This is a genomic window from Nocardia vinacea, from assembly GCF_035920345.1.
Classification (GTDB): Bacteria; Actinomycetota; Actinomycetes; order Mycobacteriales; family Mycobacteriaceae; genus Nocardia; species Nocardia vinacea_A.
On sequence record NZ_CP109149.1, the window covers coordinates 6,372,470 to 6,395,053 of the forward strand.

The following is a 22,584-nucleotide window of genomic DNA, read 5'->3' on the forward strand; positions in this document are numbered from 1 at the left end:
GAGCGAACACGACCAGGAGATTGCCATGACTGCCATCCACCCCTTCAGCATCGACATCGCGCAGGACAAGCTCGACGATCTGGCCGATCGGCTGCGCCGGACGCTGTGGCCGAACGAGCTGCTGGGAGTCGGTGATTCGTACGGCGTGCCCGGCGATCGGGTCCGCGCACTCGCCGAATACTGGCTCGACAGCTTCGATTGGCGGGCACTCGAGGCGAAGTTGAACAGCTACCCGCAGTTCACCACCGAAATCGACGGGGAGAACATCTATTTCCTGCACATCCGGTCCGCGCGCGCCGATGCGCTGCCGGTGCTCCTGACGCACGGCTGGCCGGGGTCGGTGCTCGAATACCTCGACGTCATCGAGCTGCTGACCGCACCGGAATCAGCCGATGACCCGGCCTTCCACGTGGTGATTCCGGCATTGCCCGGCATCGGTTTCTCGGGCCCGACCCGCAGCACCGGCTGGACCATGCGGCGGGTCGCACAAGCGTGGGTCGAGCTGATGGATCGACTCGGCTACGACCGCTTCGGCGCTATCGGGAACGACGGCGGCTCGATGGTTTCACCGGAGATCGGCCGCCTCGTGCCCGATCGGGTAGTGGGTGTGCATGTGACACAGCTGTTTTCGTTCCCGTCGGGCGATCCGGCCGAGTTCGAGAACCTCTCCCCTACGGACCTCGCGGCGTTGGAGCACCTGAAGTGGTTCCAGGACAACAAGATGGCCTTCAATATCTTGTGCAGCCAGCAGCCGCAGACCCTTGCGTATGCGATCTCGGATTCGCCGGTGGGGCTCTTGGGCTGGAACGCACAGCTTTTCGGCGAGAGTCTGGACGCCGAATTCGTGGTCGGCAATGTGGCGCTCTACTGGTTGACCGGCACGGCGGGATCGTCGGTCCGGTTCTACTACGAAGAGGCGCACAGCGCCGACCGGCCGACCCGTCCGACCACGGCGCCGACCGCGCTGGCAATGTTCAACGGCGATTTCCAGTCGATGCGGCGCTTCGCGGAGCGTGATCACCGCAATATCGTCAGTTGGAACTCCTACGATTCGGGGTCGGTGGTCGGCGGTCCGAACGATGCCGCGGGACATTTCGCCGCCCATGAGGCGCCCGAGTTGCTGGTCGGCGATATCCGACAGTTCTTCGCAAAGCTCAGCTAATAGAAAACCGCTGGTCAACGGCCCGCGCTCCAGTCATGGGAGCGCGGGCCGGTGCGCGTAGACACCCTCTTATGTCCGCGAGACGCACGACCATGGTTCGGCTCCTTCTCCGCTGTTGTACTGGATTCACCAGCAGTTCAACAGCTTTCGATACCCGCGGTGCGAGCGTCAGGCCCGGAGGCGGCAGCCTGCGTAACCACGTAGGGCCCGGGAGCACCGCAAGTTCAACAAGGAGAAAACAATGCGAATCGCAGTCTTCGGAGCCACCAGCACCGTCGGTCGTCTGGTCGTCGAGCAGGCGCTCGCGCAGGGACACGAGGTCACCGCCTTCACACGCAGCGCGGCCGGTATCGAGCAGCGGCACGAGCGGCTGCACATCGTGGAAGGCAATGTGCTGGACACGAATTCGGTCGAACAGGCCGTCGCTGGTCAGGATGCGGTGCTGATCTCGCTCGGCGCGGGCCGCAAGGGCGTCATCCGGGCCGCGGGTACTCGCGCGGTAATCGAGGCGATGAACCGTACCGGCGTGAAGCGCCTGATCTGCCAGACCACCCTCGGCGTCGGCGACAGCGCGGGCAACCTCAACTTCCTCTGGAAGTACGTGATGTTCGGGATGCTGCTGCGCCAGGCCTTCGCCGACCACGTCCAGCAGGAAGAATACGTCCACGCCAGCAACCTCGACTGGACCATCGTCCGCCCGAGCGCTTTCACCGACGGCCCCCGCACCGACGCCTACCGCCGCGGCTTCGGTGCCGACGAAAAGGGCCTCTCCCTGAAGATCGCCCGCGCCGATATCGCAGCGTTCATGCTCGAGCAACTCACCGACGCCGCCTACACCCGCCAGGCCCCGGGCATCTCCAACTGAGCCGACAATGCCGCCCGAACTCGGCTGCGTCCGCGCGACCGGCCCACCCGGTTCGAAACCCACGCCCCGATCCGGTGCGTGGGTTTCGGCCGTCGACGGGCGCTCAGTGCTGGTGTAGATCGCCCCAGGTGGGGAAGGGGTCGGGGTAGGTGGACCATGTTGTGGGGCCGGTGGCGAATTCTGCATCGGTCAGGAGCGCGGCATCGAGGAGTCCGCGGATATGGTCGCGGTCGAGTTTGACGCCGATGAAGACGATTTCTTGGCCGGCTGGGACTTCGAGCGAGGTCCACCAGGCGGCGGGTTCGAAGGTCAGGTTGGGGCCTGCCTGGGACCAGACGGCGGCCAGAGCGGGCCGGGTGGCGAGCCAGCAGAAGCCCTTGCTGCGGAGCATGCCGCGCAGTTGGGCGAGGGCTTCGGCCAGGCGTTCGGGGTGGAAGGGGCGATCGGCGGTGTAGGTGAGGCTGCGGATGCCGTATTCCTCGGTTTCGGGGGTGTGGCCGCCCGCGAGTTCCTCGGCCCAGCCGTCGGATTCGGCAGCGATGACCGGGTTGTAGCGGCCGGTGGCGAGGACTTCCGCGAGATCTACCGCGCCCTTTTCAGTCCGCAGGATCTTGGCGCGTGGATTGAGGCGGCGCACCGTGGCCTCCACCGTTCCGGCCGCGTTGGCGCTGACCAGATCGGTCTTGTTGACGAGCAGGACGTCGGCGAATTCCACCTGGTCTACGAGCAAGTCGGCGATGGTGCGCGTATCTCCCTCGCCCGCTTGCAGATTCCGCTGCGCCAGCGCCTCACCACGAGCGACCTCGGCGAGGAAGGTGGAGGCGTCCACGACCGTGACCATGGTGTCCAGGCGGGCTATATCGCCGAGTTTGAAGCCGTCCTCGAATTCCCAATCGAAGGTGGCGGCGACCGGCATCGGCTCGGAGATGCCGGTGGATTCGATGACCAGCTGATCGAAGCGGCCTTCGCGAGCGAGCCTGCCGACGGCTTCGATCAGGTCCTCGCGCAGGGTGCAGCAGATGCAGCCATTGGTCAGTTCGACCAGCTTCTCCTCGGTGCGATCCAGATGTGCCTGTCCGGCGACGAGCGCGGCATCGATATTGACCTCGCTCATGTCGTTGACGATGACCGCGACGCGGCGGCCGTCCCGGTTCGCCAAGATGTGGTTGAGCAGGGTCGTCTTACCCGCGCCGAGGAAGCCGGACAGCACGGTGACGGGCAGCAGGTCAGGGGTCGATGAAGTGGTCACGCATTAATGATAATGGTTTTCATTTAGATGTGGCTCGGTGGGCGTCAGGCGGCTGCGGATTTCACCGCCGAACCGATCTCACGCCGCAGTGCGGCGAACTCCGGGGAGGTGCGCAGTTCGTCGGCGTCGACATCGGTACGCGGCAGGCCAACCGGGAGATCGAGGGCAATCCGACCGGGGCGTTTGGTCAGCACCACGACCCGTGAACCGAGGAAGGCCGCCTCGTCGGCGCTATGGGTGACGAACACCGCGGTGCGGCCGGATTCCTGGCCGACGCGGCGCAGGTCGTCTTGCAGTCGCTCCCTGGTCAGGGCGTCCAGGGCGGCGAAGGGTTCGTCGAGTAGCAACAGCGAGTTCTCCGCCGCGAGCGCCCGGGCAATGGCGACGCGCTGCTGCTGTCCGCCGGAGATTTCCCAGATCCGGCGGCCATCCGTGCCGTCGAGGCCGACCCGGCGCAGCAGTTCTGCCCTGCGCTCCGCGCGCTGACCTCGTTGCACGCCCGCGTATTTCAGCGCTAGATCGACATTGCCGCCGACAGTCTTCCACGGGAACAGCCGTGGCTGCTGGAAGACCATACCGCCGGACCGACCGGGCACCGGCTGCGCACCGGAGACCTCGATGCTGCCCTCGGTGGCCGTCTCGAAACCCGCGATCAGCCGCAGCAGCGTGCTCTTGCCGCAGCCGGAAGCACCGACCAGGACCAGGAATTCACCAGGCGGCACCTCGAGATCCACCGGGCCGACCGCGGTGACCGCATCCCCGCCACGGCCATAGCGGTGGGAGACCTGGCGAATTCGAATGCCGCCCTTGCCGACTGGAGCCGCAACCGAGAGTGCATCGTCAACTACCGAGGACACCGGGCAACCCCTTGACGTAGATCCCGTCGCGAATGGCCGCCAATGTGGGCGCGGCCGGAATCTGCTTCTGCGCCACCAGGAATTCGGCCGCACTCTGCAAGCTCACCGAAATATCACCGACCGCGCCCTCGGTGCCGAGCCACTCCTTCGAGGTGAGCTGTTCCTTGGTGAGGAATACACCCTGGCGCAACTGCTGCGCCGCATCCGCTGTGCCGATACCGATTTCGGCCGAGACCGCCTTCGCCGCCTCTTCGGGCCGGTTCTTTATGGTGTCCAACGCCCGCGCCTGCACCTTGCGCCAGATATCGACCACATCGGGATGCGCCTGCGCGAACTCCTTGGACACCACCCCGAGATCGAGCGTCGGCTTACCGGCCGTCGCGAGTTCGCGACTGGTGATCAGCGTCTTACCGCTTTTGCGCAGTTGGTCCAGCGTCGGCAGCCAGGTGTACACCGCGTCGATATCGCCGCGCTCCCAGGCCGCCAGCGACGCTTGCGGCTGCAGGTCGACCAGCTTGACATCATTGGCGCTCAATCCATTTCGATCCAGCGCGGCGAGCAGGCTGTAGTGCGCGGTCGAGGCGAAGGCGGTGCCGATGCGCTTACCCTTCAGATCGGCGATCGATTCGATGCCGGTGCCGTTGCGCGCCACCAGCGCTTCGTTATCGCCGGCCACATCGAGCACGAACGCGACCTGATACGGAATGTTCAGCGGCGCGGACAAACCACGGGCGACCGGGCTGGAACCGATCGCGCCGAAGTCGACCTGTTTTGCGATGAAGGCAGTGTTGATGTCGGCGCCGGAGTCGAATTTGGTCCACTTGATGTTGTATCCGGGCAGTTCGGTCTCGAGCCACCGATTGTTCTTCACGACCAGGTCGCCGCTCGGAAACGCCTGGTACGCAAGGCGAATGGTCGGCTTGCCGCTATCGGTGCCGGAGTGGTCGATGGCACAGCCGGCGACGGCGATGGCCACCGCACCGGCGACCGCCGCCGCGACCGCACGGAAGAACCGGGCTCGGTAACTCATATCTTTCCTCTCCACGGCACAGCGCGCCGCTCGACCGCACGCAGCAGGCCGTCGATAACCAATCCGGAGATGCCGATCGCGGCGATACCGACCAGCACAACCGGGGTGTTGTTGTAATTGCTCGCGTCCTTCACCACGCCACCGATGCCGGGGAGGCCGTTGAACAGCTCCGCGGCGACGACCGACGAGTACGCCATGCCGACGGCGAGCCGCACACCGGTGAAGGTTTCGGGCAGTGCGGCCGGAAAGACCACATCCCGGATCACCTGTGTCCGAGTGGCTCCCAGCGCTCGCGCGGCCTCGACCAACCCGATGGGCGCGGCCGCCACCGCCGTCGTGGTGGCGATCGCCGCCGCGGGCAGTGCGGCCAGGGCCAGCAGAGTCACCTTCGGCGCCTCATCGATGCCGAGCCAGATCACCAGCAGGAAGAAGTACGCGAGCGGCGGCAAGGTTCGCAGGAACGTCAGCCACGGCTCGAGGATGCTGCGCAGCCAGCCGACGGTGCCCATGGCGACACCGAGCGCGACACCGAGAACGACACCGACCACCACACCCGCGAGCACCCGGCGCAACGTCATGTAGAGGTGCTCCCAGAGCAGATAGCCCTGGTAACCCCGCACGCCGTCGTGTGTCGTGGACAAATCGACGGCCGCGCGCCACACCGTAATCGGCGGCGGCACAAAGGTTTCGTTCCAGATTCCAGCCGCCGCGACGAGCTGCCAGACACCGACGAAAACCGCCACCGACAACAGCGGCAATAGCATCCGGATGCGGACCGGCGAATCACCCTCGGCCACAGCCGGTTCGGCGGAGACCACCATCAGGACGCCGCGACTTCGAGACCACGATGCGCCATGACCGGCGCATCCGGATGACGCCACAGCCCGCCCGCCGCCAGCCGCGGCAGCACGCGCTCACCGAACCAGTAGGCCTCCTCCAGATGCGGATATCCGGAATTCGTGGCGTTCGCACTGTGACCACCGCCGACGACATTGCGGCTGTCGCCATTGGTTGGCAGAAACCAGTGGAAGGTGAGGGACATTCGACCGATCCAACCGAAGTGGATGCGCCCCGACCAGGGATGCGCTCGGTCAGATCCGAATCCATCCGCGCGCACCGTCTGGGCGAGTCGTTAGGGTCTGGGGTGTGAAACTGCTGCCGCTGGTGCCCGACGGGCAGACCCCGGTTCGTGTCCTTACTATCGCCGGGACCGACTCCGGCGGCGGCGCGGGCATTCAGGCCGATTCGCGGACCATGGCGATGTGCGGGGTGCACGCGTGTGTCGCGGTGGCCGCGGTGACGGTGCAGAACTCGGTCGGGGTGAGCGGGTTCCATGAGATTCCGCCGGGGATCGTGGCCGATCAGGTGCGGTCGGTGGTCGGGGATATCGGGGTCGGGGCGGCCAAGACCGGGATGTTGGCCTCGACCGCGATCATCGAGTCGGTCGCGGCGGTCTGCGAAGAGGTGGGGATCGGACAGGGCCGCACACCGCTGGTGGTCGATCCGGTGGCGGCGTCCATGCACGGCGATCCGCTGCTGCACGAGGAAGCACTGGACGCGGTGCGGCACACGCTGATCCCGCTGGCCACAGTGGTGACGCCGAACCTCGACGAGGTGCGCCTGATCACCGGCATCGAGGTCACCGATGATGGCTCCGCGCGCCGGGCGGCCGAGGCGCTGCACAAACTCGGGACGCAGTGGGCGATCGTCAAGGGCGGACATCTGCGGTCCTCCGAGGTCAGCACCGATCTGCTCTTCGATGGCGACCAGTTCCTGGAGTTCACCGCACCGCGGATCAGCACGGGCAACGACCACGGTGGCGGCGATACGCTGGCCGCGGCCATCGCATGCGCTCTCGCCAACGGTTACTCGGTGCCCGATGCCGTCGCGTTCGCCAAGGACTGGACCTACCGCTGCCTCGCCGCGTCCTACGACCTCGGCGCAGGCCACGGCCCCGTCTCCCCGTTCTGGCGCCTGTCCTCATAGATACCGGTTCGGCGCCGAAACTTGTCGGTGGGTGGGTTCATACTGAGGGCATCGCAGCCACCGTTGGCCTCGACGATGCGGTCAACAAGAACACTGGCGTTCGAGGTGGATGCGGTAGCCGACCGCCACTGGCGCGCCCGCGGTCGGCACCACCGGTGGGTTCGATCGAATAATGTCTATTCGCTGGAAAAAGCCAGGTGCAGTGGCAGATCCGCGTCCATACTGATGCCGTTCAACCGTGCGTTGGCCTCGGCCAGCGCGGAGATGATCTCGGCCAGGTAGGCGACGAACTGCTCGATCGGCATCGTATGCGCCTGCAGGCGGTTCGCGCCCAGCCACCAGTCGGTGGCCGAAGCCACCGCGCCGAAGACGGAATAGTTGACGAGTTCGACGCTGGACACTTGCACGGACTTGTCCGCGAGCAGTCCGGTGAACAGATCGGCGGCCCGCTTGGCCGACCGGCGCGCGGACTGCAGCGCACGCTCGGATTCGTCCGCCCGCCGCGTGAAGTGGCTGTGCAGCATGAACCGGAAGACATTGGGATGCTCGGTCACCACGAGCACATATTCGGCCGCACCGCGCCGAATCAACTCGCGCGCTGAATCATTGGTCAGATCGGCACTCGCGACGATCCGTTCCCACAGCATGTCGCGAACCCGGTCGACGATGGCGTTGTAGAGATCGGTCTTATCCTCGAAATGCCGGTACAGCTTGGGTTTCGCGGCACCGGCCTCTTTGGCGATATCGCCCATACTGACCTCGGGCCCGAACTTGTCGAGCGCGCGGAAGGCCGCGTCGACAAAATCCGCGCGTACGTTGCGCCGATGCTCACGCCACCGCTCGGTCCGCGCATCGACCCGTTTGGGCGGCACTTCATCTACATCCCGCCCGCTGCGCATCACGAATCCGACGGTACCAACAGCTCACTCGACCTCGGTCGGCTCGGTCAGCGGCGCCCCGCCGGCGTCAGCGCTTCTTGGGAACGATCGTCTCCCCGCTGGCATCTCCACCCGACTTCGCCTTCTTCTCCGCTCGCTTCTCCTTGATGGACTTCCCGGATTTCTTCGACATTGCGCTGCGCGGAGATTTGTCGGACATGCACAGTCCTTCGATTGGAGACCTGAGCGGTCCCGATCCCAAGACCGTACGCTACGCCGAGCCGCCCGGAACCCGATCGATCTCCCACGCCGCCGCAAGCTTGTTGCGTTGCTGTACCTGCACGGGTTGTCCACCACTGATTTCGGGGTCTGCATTGGACAGGGTACGAATCGGTGCTAACCCGGCCGACGGTCGTACTCGGCTCGCGCGGCGGCAATGGCGCTGCGGTGCCGGGTCGCCCACCCGGTAAGCGTCAACAGAGACTCGTACAGTTCCCGGGCCATGTCGGTGAGGGTGTACTCGACTGTCGGCGGCACCGTTGGGTATACGGTGCGCGTGAGCAAGCCATCGCGCTCCAATCTGCGCAGGTTCAGCGTGAGCATGCGCCGACTGATCCCCCGCATCGATCGCTCGAGTTCCGTGAAACGGACCGGCCCCTGCGCGGCCGCGACCAAGATGCCGATGCTCCACTTCCCGGAGACGTGATCAAGGACCTCCGAGACCGGGCAAGCCTCACTGGCCAGGACTGACACATCGATGTGACTGTGGGACATAAAAGTGCCTTCTTCCGTGCCTGTTCATGGTGGCTGATCATGTACCCGGCGACAAAACATGCACCTATAGAAGAGGCGGATCATATGTCCCCAATTTCCCCGCAGATCCAGGAGATCATCGACCGTGCCGCCATCCTGGACACGGTTGTGGCATACGCGAGGGCTCTGGACACCAAGGACTGGGAAACGCTGGCCGCGTTATTCACCGATGACGCACGCTGGGAGTACACCGCAACAGGCGACAAACTCGACGGCCCGACCGCAATTGTGGCCCGGATCAGGCCAAGCCTCGAACGACTCGACACCACCCAGCACTTCAACAGCAACCATGTCATCACAGTGCACGAGGATGCGGCGGAGCACACCTGCTACTACCACGCTCAGCACATACGCCGGGGGCTGCCCGACGGTGAGTTCTTCGTCGCCGGCGGGAGCTACCACGACCGGTTGCGACGCACTACGAATGGCTGGCGATTCGTCTCGCGCAGGCTGAGCAGTAGTTGGAGCGACGGCAACCCCGACGTCCTCGCGTGAACTGACTGTTGCTGAAACGGCAAAGAATCTGGCGCCGCTTCGGGCTCCGCGGAGATCATGCGATCAGGGCGGATATCCCACCGCCCGGTAACTCGGATGGGAGATCGTCGGATGACCGACAGCACCGCAGCACAGCCCGCTCAGGAGTTTTGGGAAGAGTTCTATCGAGATCGGGATCAGATTTGGACCGGGAATCCCAATCCGTTGTTGGTGCGGGAGGCCGTGGAGCTCGAGCCGGGGACCGCGTTGGACCTCGGATGTGGTGAGGGTGCGGACGCTGTATGGCTCGCGGGGCGTGGGTGGCGCGTTACCGCGGTCGATGTGTCCCCGACAGCGCTGCGGCGTGCCGCCGTGCATGCCGACGAGGCGGGCGTCGGGGAGCGCATCACGTTCGCGGAACATGATCTGGCGCAATCGTTTCCGGACGGAGAGTTCGATTTGGTTTCGGCGCAGTTCTTTCATTCGCCGGTGGCGCAGGAGCAGGAGCGGACCAAGGTTTTGCGGCGGGCCGCGGAGGCGGTGGCGGTCGGCGGGGTTTTGTTGATTGCGGGGCATGCGGGGTGGCCGTCGTTTGTCGAGGATCGGCATGACGTGCACTTTCCGACGATGGATGACGTGCTCGACGGGCTGGCTCTCGGGCCGGATTGGAACGTGGAGACCAAGGATGCGGTCGAGCGGGAAGTCACGTGGCCGGAGGGGAAGGTGGGGCTGCGTACCGACACCGTGTTGCGGATTCGGCGGGCGCGGTAGGCACGGTCCCCAGGAACCTCACAGGTAGGGCCCAGCCAGGGTCCAGCGCGGTTCGCGAGGGTGGTCACCATGACCGAATCGACGACCGCCGCGCACCGGGCGGAAATGACCGAAACGGTGATCACGCCCGTGCTGGACGTCGTGATCCCCGTCTACAACGAAGAGGCCGACCTGGGTGTCTGCGTGCGGCGGCTGCACGCCTACTTGCGCGACGGGTTCCCGTTCCCGGCGCGGATAACCGTAGCCGACAATGCGAGCACCGACGACACCATGCAGGTCGCGCAGCTGCTCGCCGATGAACTCGATGACGTGCGGGTTGTGCACCTCGACGCCAAGGGCCGCGGCCGCGCACTGCGCGCGGTGTGGGAGCACTCCGACGCCCAGGTCGTCGCCTACATGGACGTGGATCTGTCCACCGACCTCAATGCGCTGCTGCCCCTGGTCGCTCCGCTGATCTCGGGCCACTCCGATCTGGCCATCGGCACCCGGCTCGACGCGGCGTCGCGTGTGGTGCGCGGACCCAAGCGCGAAATCATCTCGCGCTGCTACAACCTGATCCTGAAAGCCTCACTGCAGGCCCGCTTTTCGGATGCGCAGTGCGGTTTCAAGGCGATGCGCACCGATGTGGCGCGGCGGCTGCTGCCGCTGGTGGAGGACGGTGAATGGTTCTTCGACACCGAGCTTTTGGTGCTCGCCGAGCGGGCCGGGCTGCGCATCCACGAGGTGCCGGTCGACTGGATCGACGATCCGGACAGCCGGGTCGACATCATCGACACCGCGCGCAAGGATCTCCTCGGCGTGTGGCGACTGCTGCGCGGACTGACGACCGGTGCGCTGCCGTTGGACGAGCTTCGCCGCTCGGTCGGCCGTGAACCACTGGTTCCCGGTGTGCCGTTGGGGATGGTCGGGCAGGTGGTGCGGTTCGCGATAGTCGGCGTCATCTCCACGCTCGCGTATATGCTGCTGTACCTGGTGTTGCAGCCCATGACCGGCGCGCAGGTCGCGAACTTCGTCGCGCTGCTGATCACCGCGGTCGGCAATACCGCCGCCAACCGCGCCTTCACCTTCGGGGTCCGCGGATCGAATGGCGTTGTGTCACACCAATTCCAAGGTCTGCTGATATTCGGTTTCGGCCTATTGGTCACCAGCGGATCGTTGTTCGCCTTGCACCGTTGGGCACCCGACGCCGCTGTTCATCTGGAATTGTTTGTACTCGTGGTTGCCAATCTCATTGCCACGCTGATCCGATTCGTCGGCCTGCGCTGGGTCTTCCGTAACCCGACGGCCACCCGCACGGCGCTGGTCACCGAGGGCGGACAGCAGTGACGTCTACGCTCACGCCACCGTCGACCGCGGTACCGCCGCAATCGCGCCCCAAGCGCGAGACCGGCTGGGAATACCCGGCATTGGCGGTACTGCTGCTCGGCACCGGAATCGCCTACCTGTGCAACCTCAGCGCCAGCGGGTGGGCGAATTCCTTCTATTCCGCCGCGGTACAGGCGGGTTCGGAGTCCTGGAAGGCCTTCTTCTTCGGCTCCTCGGATGCGGCGAACTCGATCACCGTCGACAAACCACCGGCCTCGCTGTGGTTGATGGAACTGTCGGTGCGAGCATTCGGGCTGAATTCCTGGAGCATCCTGGTTCCGGAGGTGCTGCTCGGTGTCGCCTCGGTGGCACTGGTGTGGGCGACGGTGCGCAGGCCCTTCGGCCCGGCGGCCGGACTCATCGCCGGACTGGCGCTCGCGGTAACGCCCGTCGCCGCACTGATGTTCCGGTTCAACAACCCGGATGCGCTGCTGGTATTCCTGATGATCGCGGCGGCCTGGGCGTTGACCAGGGCGGTCGAGGACGGACGCACCCGCTGGCTGGTACTCACCGGTGTCTTCATCGGATTCGGATTCCTCACCAAGCAATTGCAGGTGCTGCTGGTAGTGCCGACACTGGCGCTGGCCTATCTGTTCGCCGGACCGCCCAAACTCGGCAAGCGGATCCTGCAGCTGCTCGCGGCGGGTTTGTCGATGATCGTCGCGGCCGGCTGGTGGCTGCTCGCGGTCGAACTGTGGCCGGCATCCTCGCGACCGTGGATCGGTGGGTCGCAACACAATTCGATCGTCGAACTCACCCTCGGCTACAACGGTCTCGGCCGATTGAACGGCAACGAGCGCGGCAGCGTCTTCCCCGGTGGTGGTGGCGATATGCCGCGCGGTGGCGGTGGCCGCAGCATGTGGGGCAACACCGGGATCACCCGGATGTTCGAACCGGCGCAGGGCGGTCAGATCGCCTGGCTCATCCCCGCCGCATTGGTTGCACTTGTTGCGGGAATTCTTTTGCGAGGCAAGGCTTCTCGCACCGATGGACGGCGCGCGGCACTGATCCTGTGGGGCGGCTGGCTGCTGGTGACCGGGCTGACCTTCAGCTTCATGGCGGGCATCTTCCATCAGTACTACACGGTGGCGCTGGCTCCGGCGGTCGCCGCATTGGTCGGTATCGGCGCGGTGCAGCTGTGGCGGGATCGGCATCGACTGTGGGTCCGGTTGTTCGCGGGGCTTGCGGTCGGCCTGACCACCGCGACGTCGTGGATGTTGTTGTCGCGCAGCTCGAGCTTTGTGCCGTGGTTGCGCTGGGCGGTGCTGGTGGTGGGTGTGCTCGCGACCATTACGATGCTGCTGCCCGCACCGCGGAAGGTGGCGCTGGTCGCGGCATTGGCCGCCACATTCGCCGGATTGGCCGGGCCCGTCGCGTATTCCGCCCAGACCATTTCGACCGGACACGAGGGCGGGATCCCGTCGGCGGGACCGAATGTCGGGGGGTTCGGACCTCCGCCCTGGGCCGAAAGCAACGGTGGTCCCGGGGGCGAAGGCGGCTTCGGCGGCGGCATGCCCGGTGGGCGAAATGCTGACGGCCGCAATACGAATGGCGCTGGCCGCAATGGCGCTCAGGGGAGAGAACAAGGCGTAAACGAAGCGGGCAATCCGATGATGGGTGGCCCCGCCGGTGGTCTGCTCGGCGCTAGCAGGCCGAGTGAGAAGGTCATCGCACTGCTGGAAAATAATGGCTCCGACTACACCTGGGTAGCCGCCGCCATCGGCGCGAACAGCGCAGCCGGGTTCCAGCTGGCCACCGAACTGCCGGTCATGCCGCTCGGCGGCTTCAACGGCAGCGATCCGTCGCCGACGCTGGATCAGTTCAAGCAGTACGTCGCCGATGGAAAAATCCACTACTTCATCGGCAGTGGCAATCGTGCCGGTGAGGACGGCGGTTCCGGATTCGGCCGCTCCGGCACCAGCAGCGAGGTCAGCAAGTGGGTGGAAGAGAAGTTCTCCGCGACCGAAGTCGACGGCATCACGCTCTACGATCTGACCGCCGCCCACTGATCGGCACTCTTCTGCCGGGATCCGCACCGAGCACGCACAACGGGTGCGGATCCTGACAACCAGCCCTGGTCTGGCACAGCGATTCGCCCGGTGCACGCACCGGGCGAATTGCTTTGTGTATCAGGCGTAAGTAGCTTCGACCCACTCGGCGAACGTCGGACCCGCCAACTTCGCGTGCGCACCCGGCAACAGCCCACCGTTCTCGAACTGCGCACGATCCGGGTTCGCCGGATCACTCGACTCGATCACCTGGGCAGGCGCACCGAGCTTTGCCACGAGCAGACCTGCCGCACCCGCCATGGTCTCCGGCTGCGGACCAGCGATCTCGGGGAACGGCCCGTCGAGCGACTCCGGCGCCGGATGCACCGCCAATTCCACCAGCGCCTCGGCCACCGCACGCGCGGCGACCAACTGGGTGCGCATCTTCGGCAGGTAGGCGACCTCGCCCTGGGTCCCCCACTGCACCATCACCTCGACCAACTCATGGAACTGCGCGGCCCGCAGAATCTGCACCGGCAGCGGCCCTTCCAGCAGCGCGGCCTCATGTGCCAGCTTCGCGGCGTTGTATCCGGCGAGCGAGCCATCGATGCCGATGATGGACACCACGACCAGCCGCTCGACACCGGCCTTCTGCCCCGCCTCGTGCAGGTTGCGCGCCGCGGCCCGGAAGAATTCGGTCGCGATGGTCTGGTCCGCGGACGGCGTGCTCGACGCGTCGATGACGACATCCACCCCGTCGAGCGCTTCCACGAGCCCGACGCTGGTCTCGATATCCACACCTTTGGCCCGGGAGAATGCGACGACCTCGTGCCCCTGCTCGTTCAGCACATCCACGACGTGGCGGCCCAGCCGTCCGGTCGCTCCGGCCACCGCGATCTTGATGTTCGACATGATTTCCGCTCCTGTTTTTCGCTGCGCTGTTCCGCTTTCACAGTGAGGACGACGCAGGGCGCACGAGTGTGACATGCCGTTTCGGACCGTTCCTCGAGATCCCTTGACCTGATTCCTCGAAATCCTCTTAATGCGGCATTCATTCGAAACCCTTTCGCACGCCGCGAACTCCGGGAATGATGATCCAGTTGCGCCAACTCCGACCATCAGGAAAAACGTGAGAAGCATTTCGAGATTCGTCCTAACCGTCATCGGCGCACTCGTCGCCATCGCGCTCACGGTCGGCTTCGCCTCGACCGCATCGGCCGCACCGGGCGAAGCGCCGGAGCCGACCGCACCGGTCGCGACCGCGCCGATCGCCGCGGCAGCCGAACCGACCCCGCAGGCCGACCTCATCGGGCAGTGCCTGGCGCCCGGCGACACCATCGAGGTCAGGACGCTGGTCGGCGGTCTGCTCGGCGCCACCATCGGCGGCATCGCAGGCCTGCCCCTTTTCTTCGTCGGCGCTATTCCGGGACTGATCATCGGTGGACTCCTCGGCGTCCTCATCGGTTCCACCTCCTACGCGGTCGACGAGGGCCACATGCAGCAGGCAGGGCTCTGCTGACAGCGAATTCCCTTTAGTGGCAAGCTGTTAGCGTGCGGGTATGAGTTCGACCACCGATCGATTCATCGACGCCGTATTCGATTTCGAGAGCGCAGTGCACGCGCAGGACCCGCAGGCTCAGCAACAAGCTCATTCGGAACTGCATCGCCACTACCAATCGGCGACTCCGGAAGAGCTTGCGCAGGGCGGGAAGCGGCTCGCGGAGTTGCTGCCCGATGTGCCGACGGGACCGCGAGCGAATATCGCGGTCCTCATCGGCGCGTGCGTCGAGGGTGGTGCGGATCCGGCGGCTTGCGCACCCGGCGTGCTGGCAAATCTCGCGATAACACTCGACGGCGCAAAGGAATTCGCCGAGAAGTGGACGGCGGCGGCCGATGGCGTCGACGTACCCGACCCCGAACAGTTCGAGCTGGACCCGGACCTGTTCGAAATCTTCGGATTCGACCAGACGCTGGCGTGGTGGACACTGGACCTCTGGAGCCGTGCCGGTCTGGCCATGTTGCAGCACAAGGCGGTTCGACAGAAGTTCGGACAATCGGGTCGCGAGATCATCCGGGAGCGGCACGACGCACTCGGCGAAGTCTCCGACCGGTGGGACAAATGCCTCGGCTACGCGCTGATCGTGCTGGACGACGAGCCGGTCATCGTGCTGCACCGCGAGACCGGCACCGGCTATGCCGTGCGCATGACCGGCATCGGCGACAATTTCCAATTGCACACCCTGCTCGCCGACGCTCTCATCGGCGGCGGACATATTCCGGGTGAGGCACCGGCGGCGGAGGCGGTCGCCATGTGCCGCGATATGCCCGGCATGGTGCACACCACCGGATCGTTCAATCTGGTCGCGCCGGACGGCAGCTGGATCTGGAACGAGGGCACGCCATCTGATATTCCGGTCGTCGACGGCACCCGCCTGCTGGTGCTGGATCCGCCTCCGTACCAACGCACTTGGCCAGCCGGACGCTTCTTTCCACATATGGTCGGCGATCTGACGCTGGACCGGGTGCTCACCGCGGACGAGACGGCCGCCTGGTTCCAGCATGTGTCACCGGCGAAGGATTCGAACGAGGACTAGCGGCGCACGCCCTGGTCCGCCCGGCGACCCGGCAATCCAGCCCGGCCCGGCGCCTGAGCAGAGCGCCGGGCGTCAGGGCGGTGGGGCGTGCAGTGCGGCGTGCAGCGTGGCCGCCCATTGCGAGACGATCTGTTTGCGGCGCGCCGAGTCGTCGGTCAGGACATCGGCCAGACCGAGCCCACGCGCCATATCGAGCGTGGCCTGAACGAGGTGATGGGCGACCGGATCACCGTCGTCCACACCCAGCGCCGCCACGGCCCGGCGATGCGATATACGCCCGAATTTGGCCTCCAGCGGCACAATTCGCTCCCGCAGCGCCGGATCGGCCGCCGCATGCGTCCACACCTGCAGCGCCGCTTTGAATAGCGGGCTGGTGTAGGAGTCGACCAGACCGGCGACCACTGCCTCGGTGCGCTCGACCCCACCGGCCAGCGCGGCCATCGCCAGCGCCTCGTCCTTGGACTGCTGGGTGCGGGTGTCGAACATGTACTCGAGCGCGGCGGTGATCAAGTCTTCCCTGGTCGGGAAGTGATGCTGGGCAGCGCCCCTCGACACCCCGGCCCGTTCCGCGACGACCGAGACTGTGGCCGCCGCCCAGCCCATTTCGGCCAGGCAGTCGATGGTCGCCTCGAGCAGGCGCTGCCGGGTGGCCCGGCTGCGGTCCTGCTTGGGTTCGTGGGGAGTCACCATCGGCTCACTCCGAACAGGCTGGCGGCCGTGGCGGCATTGGTCGTCGGCGATGTCACGGCGCTATTCTGCCCAGGTCGGTGGACGGCGCTGCAAGAAGGCCATCATGCCCTCCTGTACCTCTGGCGTGCCGAAGAAGCTCGCGGAACGTTTCGCCAGCTCCTCGGCGGAGCTGTCGAACTCGGCCAGGATGCCCGCGTTGACCAGTCGCTTGGCCTCGGCGAGACCCTGTGGGGAGCCCTTGCGCAGCTCCGCGCACAGCCGGGCCACCTCGGCCGCCGGATCGTCGGCGGTGATCGTGACCAGACCGATCTGCTCGGCGATATCCGCGCCGAACTTCTCGCCGGTGAGGTAGTAGCGACTGGCCGCGCGCGGGCTGAGCCGCGGCAGCAGGGTCAGCGAAATCATGAACGGCGCCAACCCGATTCGCACCTCGGTGAGTGCGAAGCTGCTGCCGGGACCGGCCACCACGACGTCACACGCCGCGACGATGCCCATGCCGCCCGCGCGCACATTGCCGTCGATCTGCGCAATGATCGGCTTCGGTGTTTCGACGAGTCGGCGCAGTACGCCGATCATCACGCGGGTGCGCTCGTCGGCGGCAACGGCCGGATCGGCATTGCTGGCTTCACTCAAGTCGGCCCCCGCGCAGAAGGTATTGCCGGTGTGCGCGAGCACGATGCCGCGCACGGCGGGGTCGGCTGCGGCATCGTCGAGGCCCTGCAGCAGCTCGGCGACCAGCCGCGAGGACAGCGCATTGCGGTTGTGCGGCGAGTCGAACGTCAGCATCGCGAATCCATTGCCGACCTCGTAACGCACGTATGGCGCGGTGGATGTCTCGGTCATCGAGCCTCCTGTCGTGGCATCCGGTCCCGCCCTCGTCGCCCCGGCATCGGAACGACGAGGGCTGGATATCAGTAGGACTTCGGCAGGCCCAGCGAGTACTGGGCGACGAAATTCAGCACCATCTCGCGGCTGACCGGGGCGATGCGACCGATGCGGGCGGCCGCGAGCATCGCGGCGAGTCCGTACTCCTTGGTGAGGCCCGCGCCACCGTGGGTCTGGATGGCTTGATCGAGCGCCTTGATACTGGCCTCGGCCGCAGCGTATTTCGCCATATTCGCGGCCTCGGCCGCACCCATCTCGTCACCCGCGTCGTAGAGTGTCGCGGCCTTCTGCATCATCAGCCTGGCCAACTCCACCTCGACCTTCACCGCGGCGAGTGGATGCGAAATGCCTTGGTGCGCACCGATCGGCGTCTTCCACACCGTGCGTTCCTTGGCGTATTCGACGGCACGATCGATGGCGTAGCGCCCCATGCCGACTGCCATGGCGGCGCCCATGATGCGCTCCGGGTTGAGGCCCGCGAACAGCTGCATGAGTGCGGCATCTTCCTTGCCCACCAAGGCATCCGACGGCAGGCGCACGTCATCGAGGAACAGCGTGAACTGGTGGTCCGGCTCGATGATGTCCATTTCCTGCGGCGTCTTGACGAAGCCCGGGGCATCGGTGGGCACGATGAACAGCGCCGGCTTGAGCTTACCGGTCTTGTGGTCCTCGGTGCGCGACACGATGAGCACTGCCTCGGCCTGGTCCACGCCGGAAATAAAGATCTTGCGGCCGTTGAGGATCCAGTCGTCACCGTCGCGACGCGCGGTGGTGGTGATCTGGTGCGAGTTCGAACCGGCGTCGGGTTCGGTAATGCCGAAGACCATCTTGGCGGTTCCGTCGGCGAGTTCGGGCAGCCACTGCTGCTTCTGCTCGTCGGTGCCGTATTTGGTGATGATGGTGCCGCAGATGGCCGGTGAGACCACCATCAGCAGCAGGCCCGCGCCCTGCGCGGACAACTCCTCCATGACCAGCGCGAGCTCGTACATGCCCGCACCACCACCGCCGTACTCCTCCGGCAGATTCACACCGAGGAAGCCGAGTTTGCCTGCCTCATCCCACAATTCGGTGAGCGGCTCGTTCTTGCGCGCCTTCGGCAGCACGTAGTCACGGAAGTTGTACTTCGCAGCAAGCGCGGCGACCGCGGCCCGTAGCGCCTTCTGCTCGTCGGTTTCGATAAAACTCATCAGTTCTCCTGGGATTCGGTGGGATCGACGACGGCGAGCACGGCGCCGACATCGACCTGCTGGCCGACGGTGACATTGAGGGCGCTGAGCACGCCGGCGGCGGGCGCGGAGATGGTGTGCTCCATCTTCATGGCCTCCAGCCACAGAATCGGCTGGCCCTGTTCGACGGCGCTGCCGACCTCGGCGCCGATGCGAATCACGCTGCCCGGCATGGGCGCGAGCAGTGAACCGTGCGCGACCTGATCGGCCGGATCGCTGAAGCGCGGCAGTCTGCGCACCGATACCGGCCCGAGTGGGGAATCCACGCAGACCAGATCGCCGTAGCGGGCGATATCGAATTGCCTACGCACCAGCCCGCGTTCGCCCGGAACCGCGAGGACCACGCGCTCGGGCCCCGCCTGCACCAATTCGAGTCCGTCGTGACCGTCCACCGCGACGCCGGTTCGGGTGAAGCGGTAACCGATGTCATGTGTTCCGCTGGTGCGGCTTTCGTACGATTTGTGCTGCGACTGCGACGGCAGATTTCGCCAGCCCGCGGGCAGCCCGCCGCCGACCCTGGCCGCCTGCCGGTTCGCCGCGGCATCCGCGAGTGCGGCGGCGACGATGGACAGTGCCTCATCGGTCTCGGTCGCCAAAGGTGCAGAGAGCGAATCCAATCCGTGCGTTTCGAAAAATGCGGTATCGGTGTCTCCGGCCAGGAACGCCGGATGCCGCAGCACCCGTACAAGCAGATCGCGGTTGGTCACCAAACCGTGAATCTTGGCTCGCTGCAACGCCGTTGCCAACAACCGTGCCGCTTCGTCACGAGTGTCGGCGTAGGAGATGACCTTCGCGAGCATCGGGTCGTAGTGCACACCGACATCCGAACCATCCACCACACCGGTATCCAGACGCACGCCCGGCCGATCGAGAACATCGAATTCGGTTACTACCGAAGGGATATCGAGCCGGTGCACCGTCCCGCTCTGCGGCTGCCACTCGTTCGCGGGATCCTCGGCATACAACCGAACCTCGATCGAGTGCCCATGCAGTGGTGGCGGCACGGCAGCCAACTCGCCACCGGCCGCGACCTCCAACTGGGACCGCACCAGGTCCAGTCCGGTGGTGCACTCGGTGACCGGATGTTCCACCTGCAGCCGGGTATTCATCTCCAGGAAGAAGAAGTCACCCGCCTCGTCGGCGAGAAATTCCACGGTCCCGGCACCGGTGTACCCGATCGCACCGGCCGCCAGCCGGGCCGCCTCGAACAGCCGCTCGCGCATGCTCTGTCCATCGGCCGTGCGCGCTGGCCCTGCGTGCGCGCGTACACCTTGCGATGTACCGCTTTGTCGGCCCCCACCGCGTGCCTCCGGGCCTGACGCGCGCATGGCGTCGATCCGCTCGACCAGCGGGGACGGCGCCTCCTCGACCACCTTCTGATGGCGGCGCTGAATGGAGCATTCCCGCTCGCCGACGGCCCAGATGGTGCCGTAGGTATCGGCCATGACCTGGACCTCGATATGTCTGCCGGTCTCCAGGTACCGCTCGCAGAACACCGTCGGATCGCCGAATGCCGATTCGGCTTCCCGGCGCGCGGCGGCGATCTGCGGTTCCAGATCGGCGAGTTCGCGCACCACACGCATGCCGCGCCCGCCACCACCTGCGGAGGCCTTGATCAGCACCGGCAGCTGCGCCGCGGTGACCTCGTCGGGATCGAGTTCGGCGAGTACCGGCACTCCGGCCGCGTCCATCATCTTCTTGGAAGCGACTTTCGAACCCATCTGCTCGATGGCCTCGACCGGCGGCCCGATCCACACCAGCCCGGCCGCCAGCACAGCCCGTGCGAATTCCGCATTCTCGGAAAGAAATCCGTAGCCGGGATGGATGGCGTCAGCACCGGTGGCCAAGGCCGCCTCGATGATCAGTTCGCCGCGCAGGTAGGTCTCGGCCGGTGTGTTGCCCGGAAGACGCACCGCCGCATCGGCTTCGGTGACATGTGGTGCCGCGGCATCCGCATCGGAGTAGACCGCGACCGTGCCGATCCCCATACGACGACAGGTCGCGAAAACCCGGCGGGCGATCTCACCACGGTTGGCTACCAAAACATTGGTGATGCGCCCACCCATCACCCGACCGCCACCCCTCATCGAATCGCTGTGCGATGCTGTCATTTCGGCCCTCACATCCGGAAGACGCCGAAGCCATCGGCGCCCTTGACTGGGGCACTGTGAATGGCCGACAACGCCATTCCCAATACCGTGCGGGTATCACGGGGGTCGATCACACCGTCGTCGTACAGCCGCCCCGACATGAACATCGGCAGTGATTCGGCCTCGATCTGCGCCTCCACCATCGCGCGCATCCCGGCATCGGCCTCCTCGTCGAACGGTATGCCCTTGGACTCGGCGGCCGCGCGGCCCACGATCGAGATCACACCGGCCAGCTGTGCGCCGCCCATGACCGCGGATTTCGCACTGGGCCAAGCGAAAACGAACCGCGGATCGTAGGCGCGACCGCACATGCCGTAATGGCCCGCACCATAGGACGCGCCCATCAGCAGCGAAATATGCGGCACCTTCGAATTCGAGACCGCGTTGATCATCATCGCGCCGTGTTTGATGATGCCCTTCTGTTCGAACTCCTTGCCGACCATGTAGCCGGTGGTGTTGTGCAGGAACAGCAGTGGCGTATTCGACTGGTTGGCCAGCTGGATGAACTGGGTCGCCTTCTGTGACTCCTCCGAGAACAGCACGCCGCGCGCATTGGCGAGAATGCCGACCGGATAGCCGTGCAGTTCCGCCCATCCGGTGACCAGGCTGCTGCCGTAGAGGGGTTTGAATTCGTCGAAATCGGAGCCGTCGACGACGCGGGCGATCACCTCGCGCGGATCGAACGGAATCTTCAGATCGGACGGGACGATACCGAGCAGATCCTCCTGGTCGTACCGCGGCTCGATCACCTCGGCGCGCGGTGACGGGCCCTGCTTCTTCCAGTTCAGGCGCTTGATAATGGAGCGGCCGATGCGGATCGCGTCCTGCTCGTCGACCGCCAGATAATCCGCCAGACCCGAGACGCGCGCGTGCATATCCGCGCCGCCGAGCGATTCGTCATCGGATTCCTCGCCGGTGGCCATCTTGACCAGCGGTGGTCCGCCGAGGAATACCTTGGAGCGCTCCTTGATCATCACCGTGTAGTCGGACATGCCCGGGATGTAGGCACCGCCTGCGGTGGAATTACCGAAAACCAAAGCGATGGTGGGGATTCCGGCCGCCGATGCCCTGGTGAGATCACGGAACATCCGCCCGCCGGGTACGAAGACTTCCTTCTGCGTCGGCAGATCCGCGCCGCCGGATTCGACGAGTCCGATCACCGGTAGTCGGTTCTGCATGACGATGTCGTTCATGCGCAGGTTCTTGCGCAACGTCCACGGATTCGAGGTGCCGCCGCGTACCGTGGGATCCGGCGCGACGATCATGCATTCCACACCCTCGACAATGCCGATACCGCACACCACGCTCGCCCCGACGTGGAAGTCGCTGCCCCACGCGGCAAGTGGGCACAGTTCGAGGAATGGCGAATCCTCGTCGATGAGCAGTTCGATGCGCTCGCGCGCGGTCAACTTGCCGCGCTTGCGATGCCGGGCCAGCTTATCCGGGCCACCGCCCGCGATGGCCTTGGCGAATTCGGCCTCCACCTCGGCGAGTTTGCTGGTCATGGCCTCGGCCGCGGCCGTGTACTCCGGCGATGCGGTATCGAGTGTGGTGCGTAGTGTCGGCCCACCCGTCGCCCGACCGCCACCCCTCATCGAATC

The 22,584-nt window shown here is 65.7% G+C and carries 22 protein-coding genes and 1 pseudogene; 9 read left to right on the forward strand and 14 right to left on the reverse strand.

Annotated features, from left to right (window positions below; translation table 11 throughout):
• Positions 1 to 25 precede the first annotated feature (25 nt).
• The gene (locus OIE68_RS29035) at positions 26 to 1,162 is read left to right on the forward strand and encodes an epoxide hydrolase family protein (RefSeq protein WP_327094235.1); all 1,137 of its coding nucleotides are present in this window, start codon (positions 26 to 28) and stop codon (positions 1,160 to 1,162) included.
• A 241-nt stretch (positions 1,163 to 1,403) separates the two neighbouring features.
• On the forward strand, positions 1,404 to 2,027 hold the full coding sequence (locus OIE68_RS29040) for an SDR family oxidoreductase (protein WP_327094236.1): 624 nt from the start codon (positions 1,404 to 1,406) through the stop codon (positions 2,025 to 2,027).
• A 103-nt stretch (positions 2,028 to 2,130) separates the two neighbouring features.
• Here OIE68_RS29040 and OIE68_RS29045 read toward each other — a convergent pair whose 3' ends face one another.
• From OIE68_RS29045 to OIE68_RS29065, 5 genes and pseudogenes are all read right to left on the reverse strand, one after another.
• Positions 2,131 to 3,276, reverse strand: coding sequence for a GTP-binding protein (locus OIE68_RS29045; RefSeq protein ID WP_327094237.1), 1,146 nt, complete (start codon positions 3,274 to 3,276; stop codon positions 2,131 to 2,133).
• Positions 3,277 to 3,320: 44 nt separating this feature from the next.
• On the reverse strand, positions 3,321 to 4,133 hold the full coding sequence (locus tag OIE68_RS29050) for an ABC transporter ATP-binding protein (protein ID WP_327094238.1): 813 nt from the start codon (positions 4,131 to 4,133) through the stop codon (positions 3,321 to 3,323).
• On the reverse strand, positions 4,117 to 5,163 hold the full coding sequence (locus OIE68_RS29055; protein ID WP_327094239.1) for an ABC transporter substrate-binding protein: 1,047 nt from the start codon (positions 5,161 to 5,163) through the stop codon (positions 4,117 to 4,119). Before OIE68_RS29055 ends, OIE68_RS29050 begins: the two co-directional genes overlap by 17 nt.
• Positions 5,160 to 5,984: an ABC transporter permease gene (locus OIE68_RS29060; protein ID WP_419150570.1), complete on the reverse strand. Its 825-nt coding sequence runs from the start codon at positions 5,982 to 5,984 to the stop codon at positions 5,160 to 5,162. The genes OIE68_RS29055 and OIE68_RS29060 overlap by 4 nt, the downstream gene beginning before the upstream one ends.
• A pseudogene (locus OIE68_RS29065) lies at positions 5,984 to 6,118 on the reverse strand (alkanesulfonate monooxygenase); the annotation flags it as partial. The pseudogene OIE68_RS29065 and the gene OIE68_RS29060, both read right to left, overlap by 1 nt.
• 191 nt (positions 6,119 to 6,309) lie before the next feature.
• On the opposite strand from OIE68_RS29065, the gene thiD reads away from it, so the two are divergent.
• Positions 6,310 to 7,149, forward strand: coding sequence for a bifunctional hydroxymethylpyrimidine kinase/phosphomethylpyrimidine kinase (thiD, locus tag OIE68_RS29070; protein ID WP_327094240.1), 840 nt, complete (start codon positions 6,310 to 6,312; stop codon positions 7,147 to 7,149).
• 176 nt (positions 7,150 to 7,325) lie between these two features.
• On the opposite strand, the gene OIE68_RS29075 is transcribed toward thiD, so the two are convergent.
• The 3 genes from OIE68_RS29075 to OIE68_RS29085 form a co-directional block, all read right to left on the reverse strand.
• Positions 7,326 to 8,048 carry a TetR/AcrR family transcriptional regulator gene (locus OIE68_RS29075; RefSeq protein ID WP_327101837.1) on the reverse strand — a complete coding sequence of 241 codons (723 nt, stop codon included), beginning with the start codon at positions 8,046 to 8,048 and terminating at the stop codon, positions 7,326 to 7,328.
• 67 nt (positions 8,049 to 8,115) lie between these two features.
• Complete coding sequence (locus OIE68_RS29080) at positions 8,116 to 8,247, reverse strand: hypothetical protein (protein WP_327094241.1); 132 nt, start codon at positions 8,245 to 8,247, stop codon at positions 8,116 to 8,118.
• 176 nt (positions 8,248 to 8,423) lie between these two features.
• Positions 8,424 to 8,801, reverse strand: a complete 378-nt coding sequence (locus tag OIE68_RS29085; RefSeq protein WP_327094242.1) for a helix-turn-helix domain-containing protein — start codon at positions 8,799 to 8,801, stop codon at positions 8,424 to 8,426.
• Between the two features lie 84 nt (positions 8,802 to 8,885).
• Here OIE68_RS29085 and OIE68_RS29090 point away from each other — a divergent pair, with 84 nt between their 5' ends.
• The 4 genes from OIE68_RS29090 to OIE68_RS29105 all read left to right on the forward strand — a co-directional run bounded on the left by OIE68_RS29090 (position 8,886) and on the right by OIE68_RS29105 (position 13,459).
• Entirely contained in the window at positions 8,886 to 9,335 is a 450-nt protein-coding gene (locus tag OIE68_RS29090) for a nuclear transport factor 2 family protein (RefSeq protein WP_327094243.1), read from the forward strand.
• Between the two features lie 111 nt (positions 9,336 to 9,446).
• Positions 9,447 to 10,085, forward strand: coding sequence for a class I SAM-dependent methyltransferase (locus tag OIE68_RS29095; RefSeq protein ID WP_327094244.1), 639 nt, complete (start codon positions 9,447 to 9,449; stop codon positions 10,083 to 10,085).
• A 69-nt stretch (positions 10,086 to 10,154) separates the two neighbouring features.
• Positions 10,155 to 11,411, forward strand: a complete 1,257-nt coding sequence (locus tag OIE68_RS29100) for a bifunctional glycosyltransferase family 2/GtrA family protein (RefSeq protein ID WP_327094245.1) — start codon at positions 10,155 to 10,157, stop codon at positions 11,409 to 11,411.
• Positions 11,408 to 13,459, forward strand: coding sequence for an ArnT family glycosyltransferase (locus OIE68_RS29105; protein WP_327094246.1), 2,052 nt, complete (start codon positions 11,408 to 11,410; stop codon positions 13,457 to 13,459). The genes OIE68_RS29100 and OIE68_RS29105 overlap by 4 nt, the downstream gene beginning before the upstream one ends.
• A 120-nt stretch (positions 13,460 to 13,579) precedes the next feature.
• On the opposite strand, the gene OIE68_RS29110 is transcribed toward OIE68_RS29105, so the two are convergent.
• Complete coding sequence (locus OIE68_RS29110; protein WP_327094247.1) at positions 13,580 to 14,350, reverse strand: SDR family oxidoreductase; 771 nt, start codon at positions 14,348 to 14,350, stop codon at positions 13,580 to 13,582.
• A gap of 217 nt (positions 14,351 to 14,567) precedes the next feature.
• Between OIE68_RS29110 and OIE68_RS29115 the strand changes: the two genes are divergently transcribed.
• Both OIE68_RS29115 and OIE68_RS29120 read left to right on the forward strand, forming a co-directional pair.
• Complete coding sequence (locus OIE68_RS29115) at positions 14,568 to 14,957, forward strand: hypothetical protein (RefSeq protein WP_327094248.1); 390 nt, start codon at positions 14,568 to 14,570, stop codon at positions 14,955 to 14,957.
• A gap of 40 nt (positions 14,958 to 14,997) precedes the next feature.
• A complete protein-coding gene (locus OIE68_RS29120; protein WP_327094249.1) occupies positions 14,998 to 16,032 on the forward strand; it encodes a hypothetical protein in 1,035 nt (344 codons plus the stop codon).
• A gap of 72 nt (positions 16,033 to 16,104) precedes the next feature.
• Here the strand turns inward: OIE68_RS29120 and OIE68_RS29125 are convergent, their stop codons facing one another.
• The 5 genes from OIE68_RS29125 to OIE68_RS29145 form a co-directional block, all read right to left on the reverse strand.
• Complete coding sequence (locus OIE68_RS29125; RefSeq protein ID WP_327094250.1) at positions 16,105 to 16,722, reverse strand: TetR/AcrR family transcriptional regulator; 618 nt, start codon at positions 16,720 to 16,722, stop codon at positions 16,105 to 16,107.
• A 60-nt stretch (positions 16,723 to 16,782) separates the two neighbouring features.
• Positions 16,783 to 17,565 carry an enoyl-CoA hydratase family protein gene (locus tag OIE68_RS29130; RefSeq protein ID WP_327094251.1) on the reverse strand — a complete coding sequence of 261 codons (783 nt, stop codon included), beginning with the start codon at positions 17,563 to 17,565 and terminating at the stop codon, positions 16,783 to 16,785.
• 68 nt (positions 17,566 to 17,633) lie between these two features.
• Positions 17,634 to 18,794: an acyl-CoA dehydrogenase family protein gene (locus tag OIE68_RS29135; RefSeq protein ID WP_327094252.1), complete on the reverse strand. Its 1,161-nt coding sequence runs from the start codon at positions 18,792 to 18,794 to the stop codon at positions 17,634 to 17,636.
• Positions 18,794 to 20,944, reverse strand: a complete 2,151-nt coding sequence (locus OIE68_RS29140) for an acetyl/propionyl/methylcrotonyl-CoA carboxylase subunit alpha (protein ID WP_327094253.1) — start codon at positions 20,942 to 20,944, stop codon at positions 18,794 to 18,796. The genes OIE68_RS29135 and OIE68_RS29140 overlap by 1 nt, the downstream gene beginning before the upstream one ends.
• Before the next feature lie 8 nt (positions 20,945 to 20,952).
• Positions 20,953 to 22,578 (reverse strand): acyl-CoA carboxylase subunit beta, encoded by a 1,626-nt coding sequence (locus tag OIE68_RS29145; RefSeq protein WP_327101838.1) that lies wholly within the window; start codon positions 22,576 to 22,578, stop codon positions 20,953 to 20,955.
• Between the last annotated feature and the right edge of the window lie 6 nt (positions 22,579 to 22,584).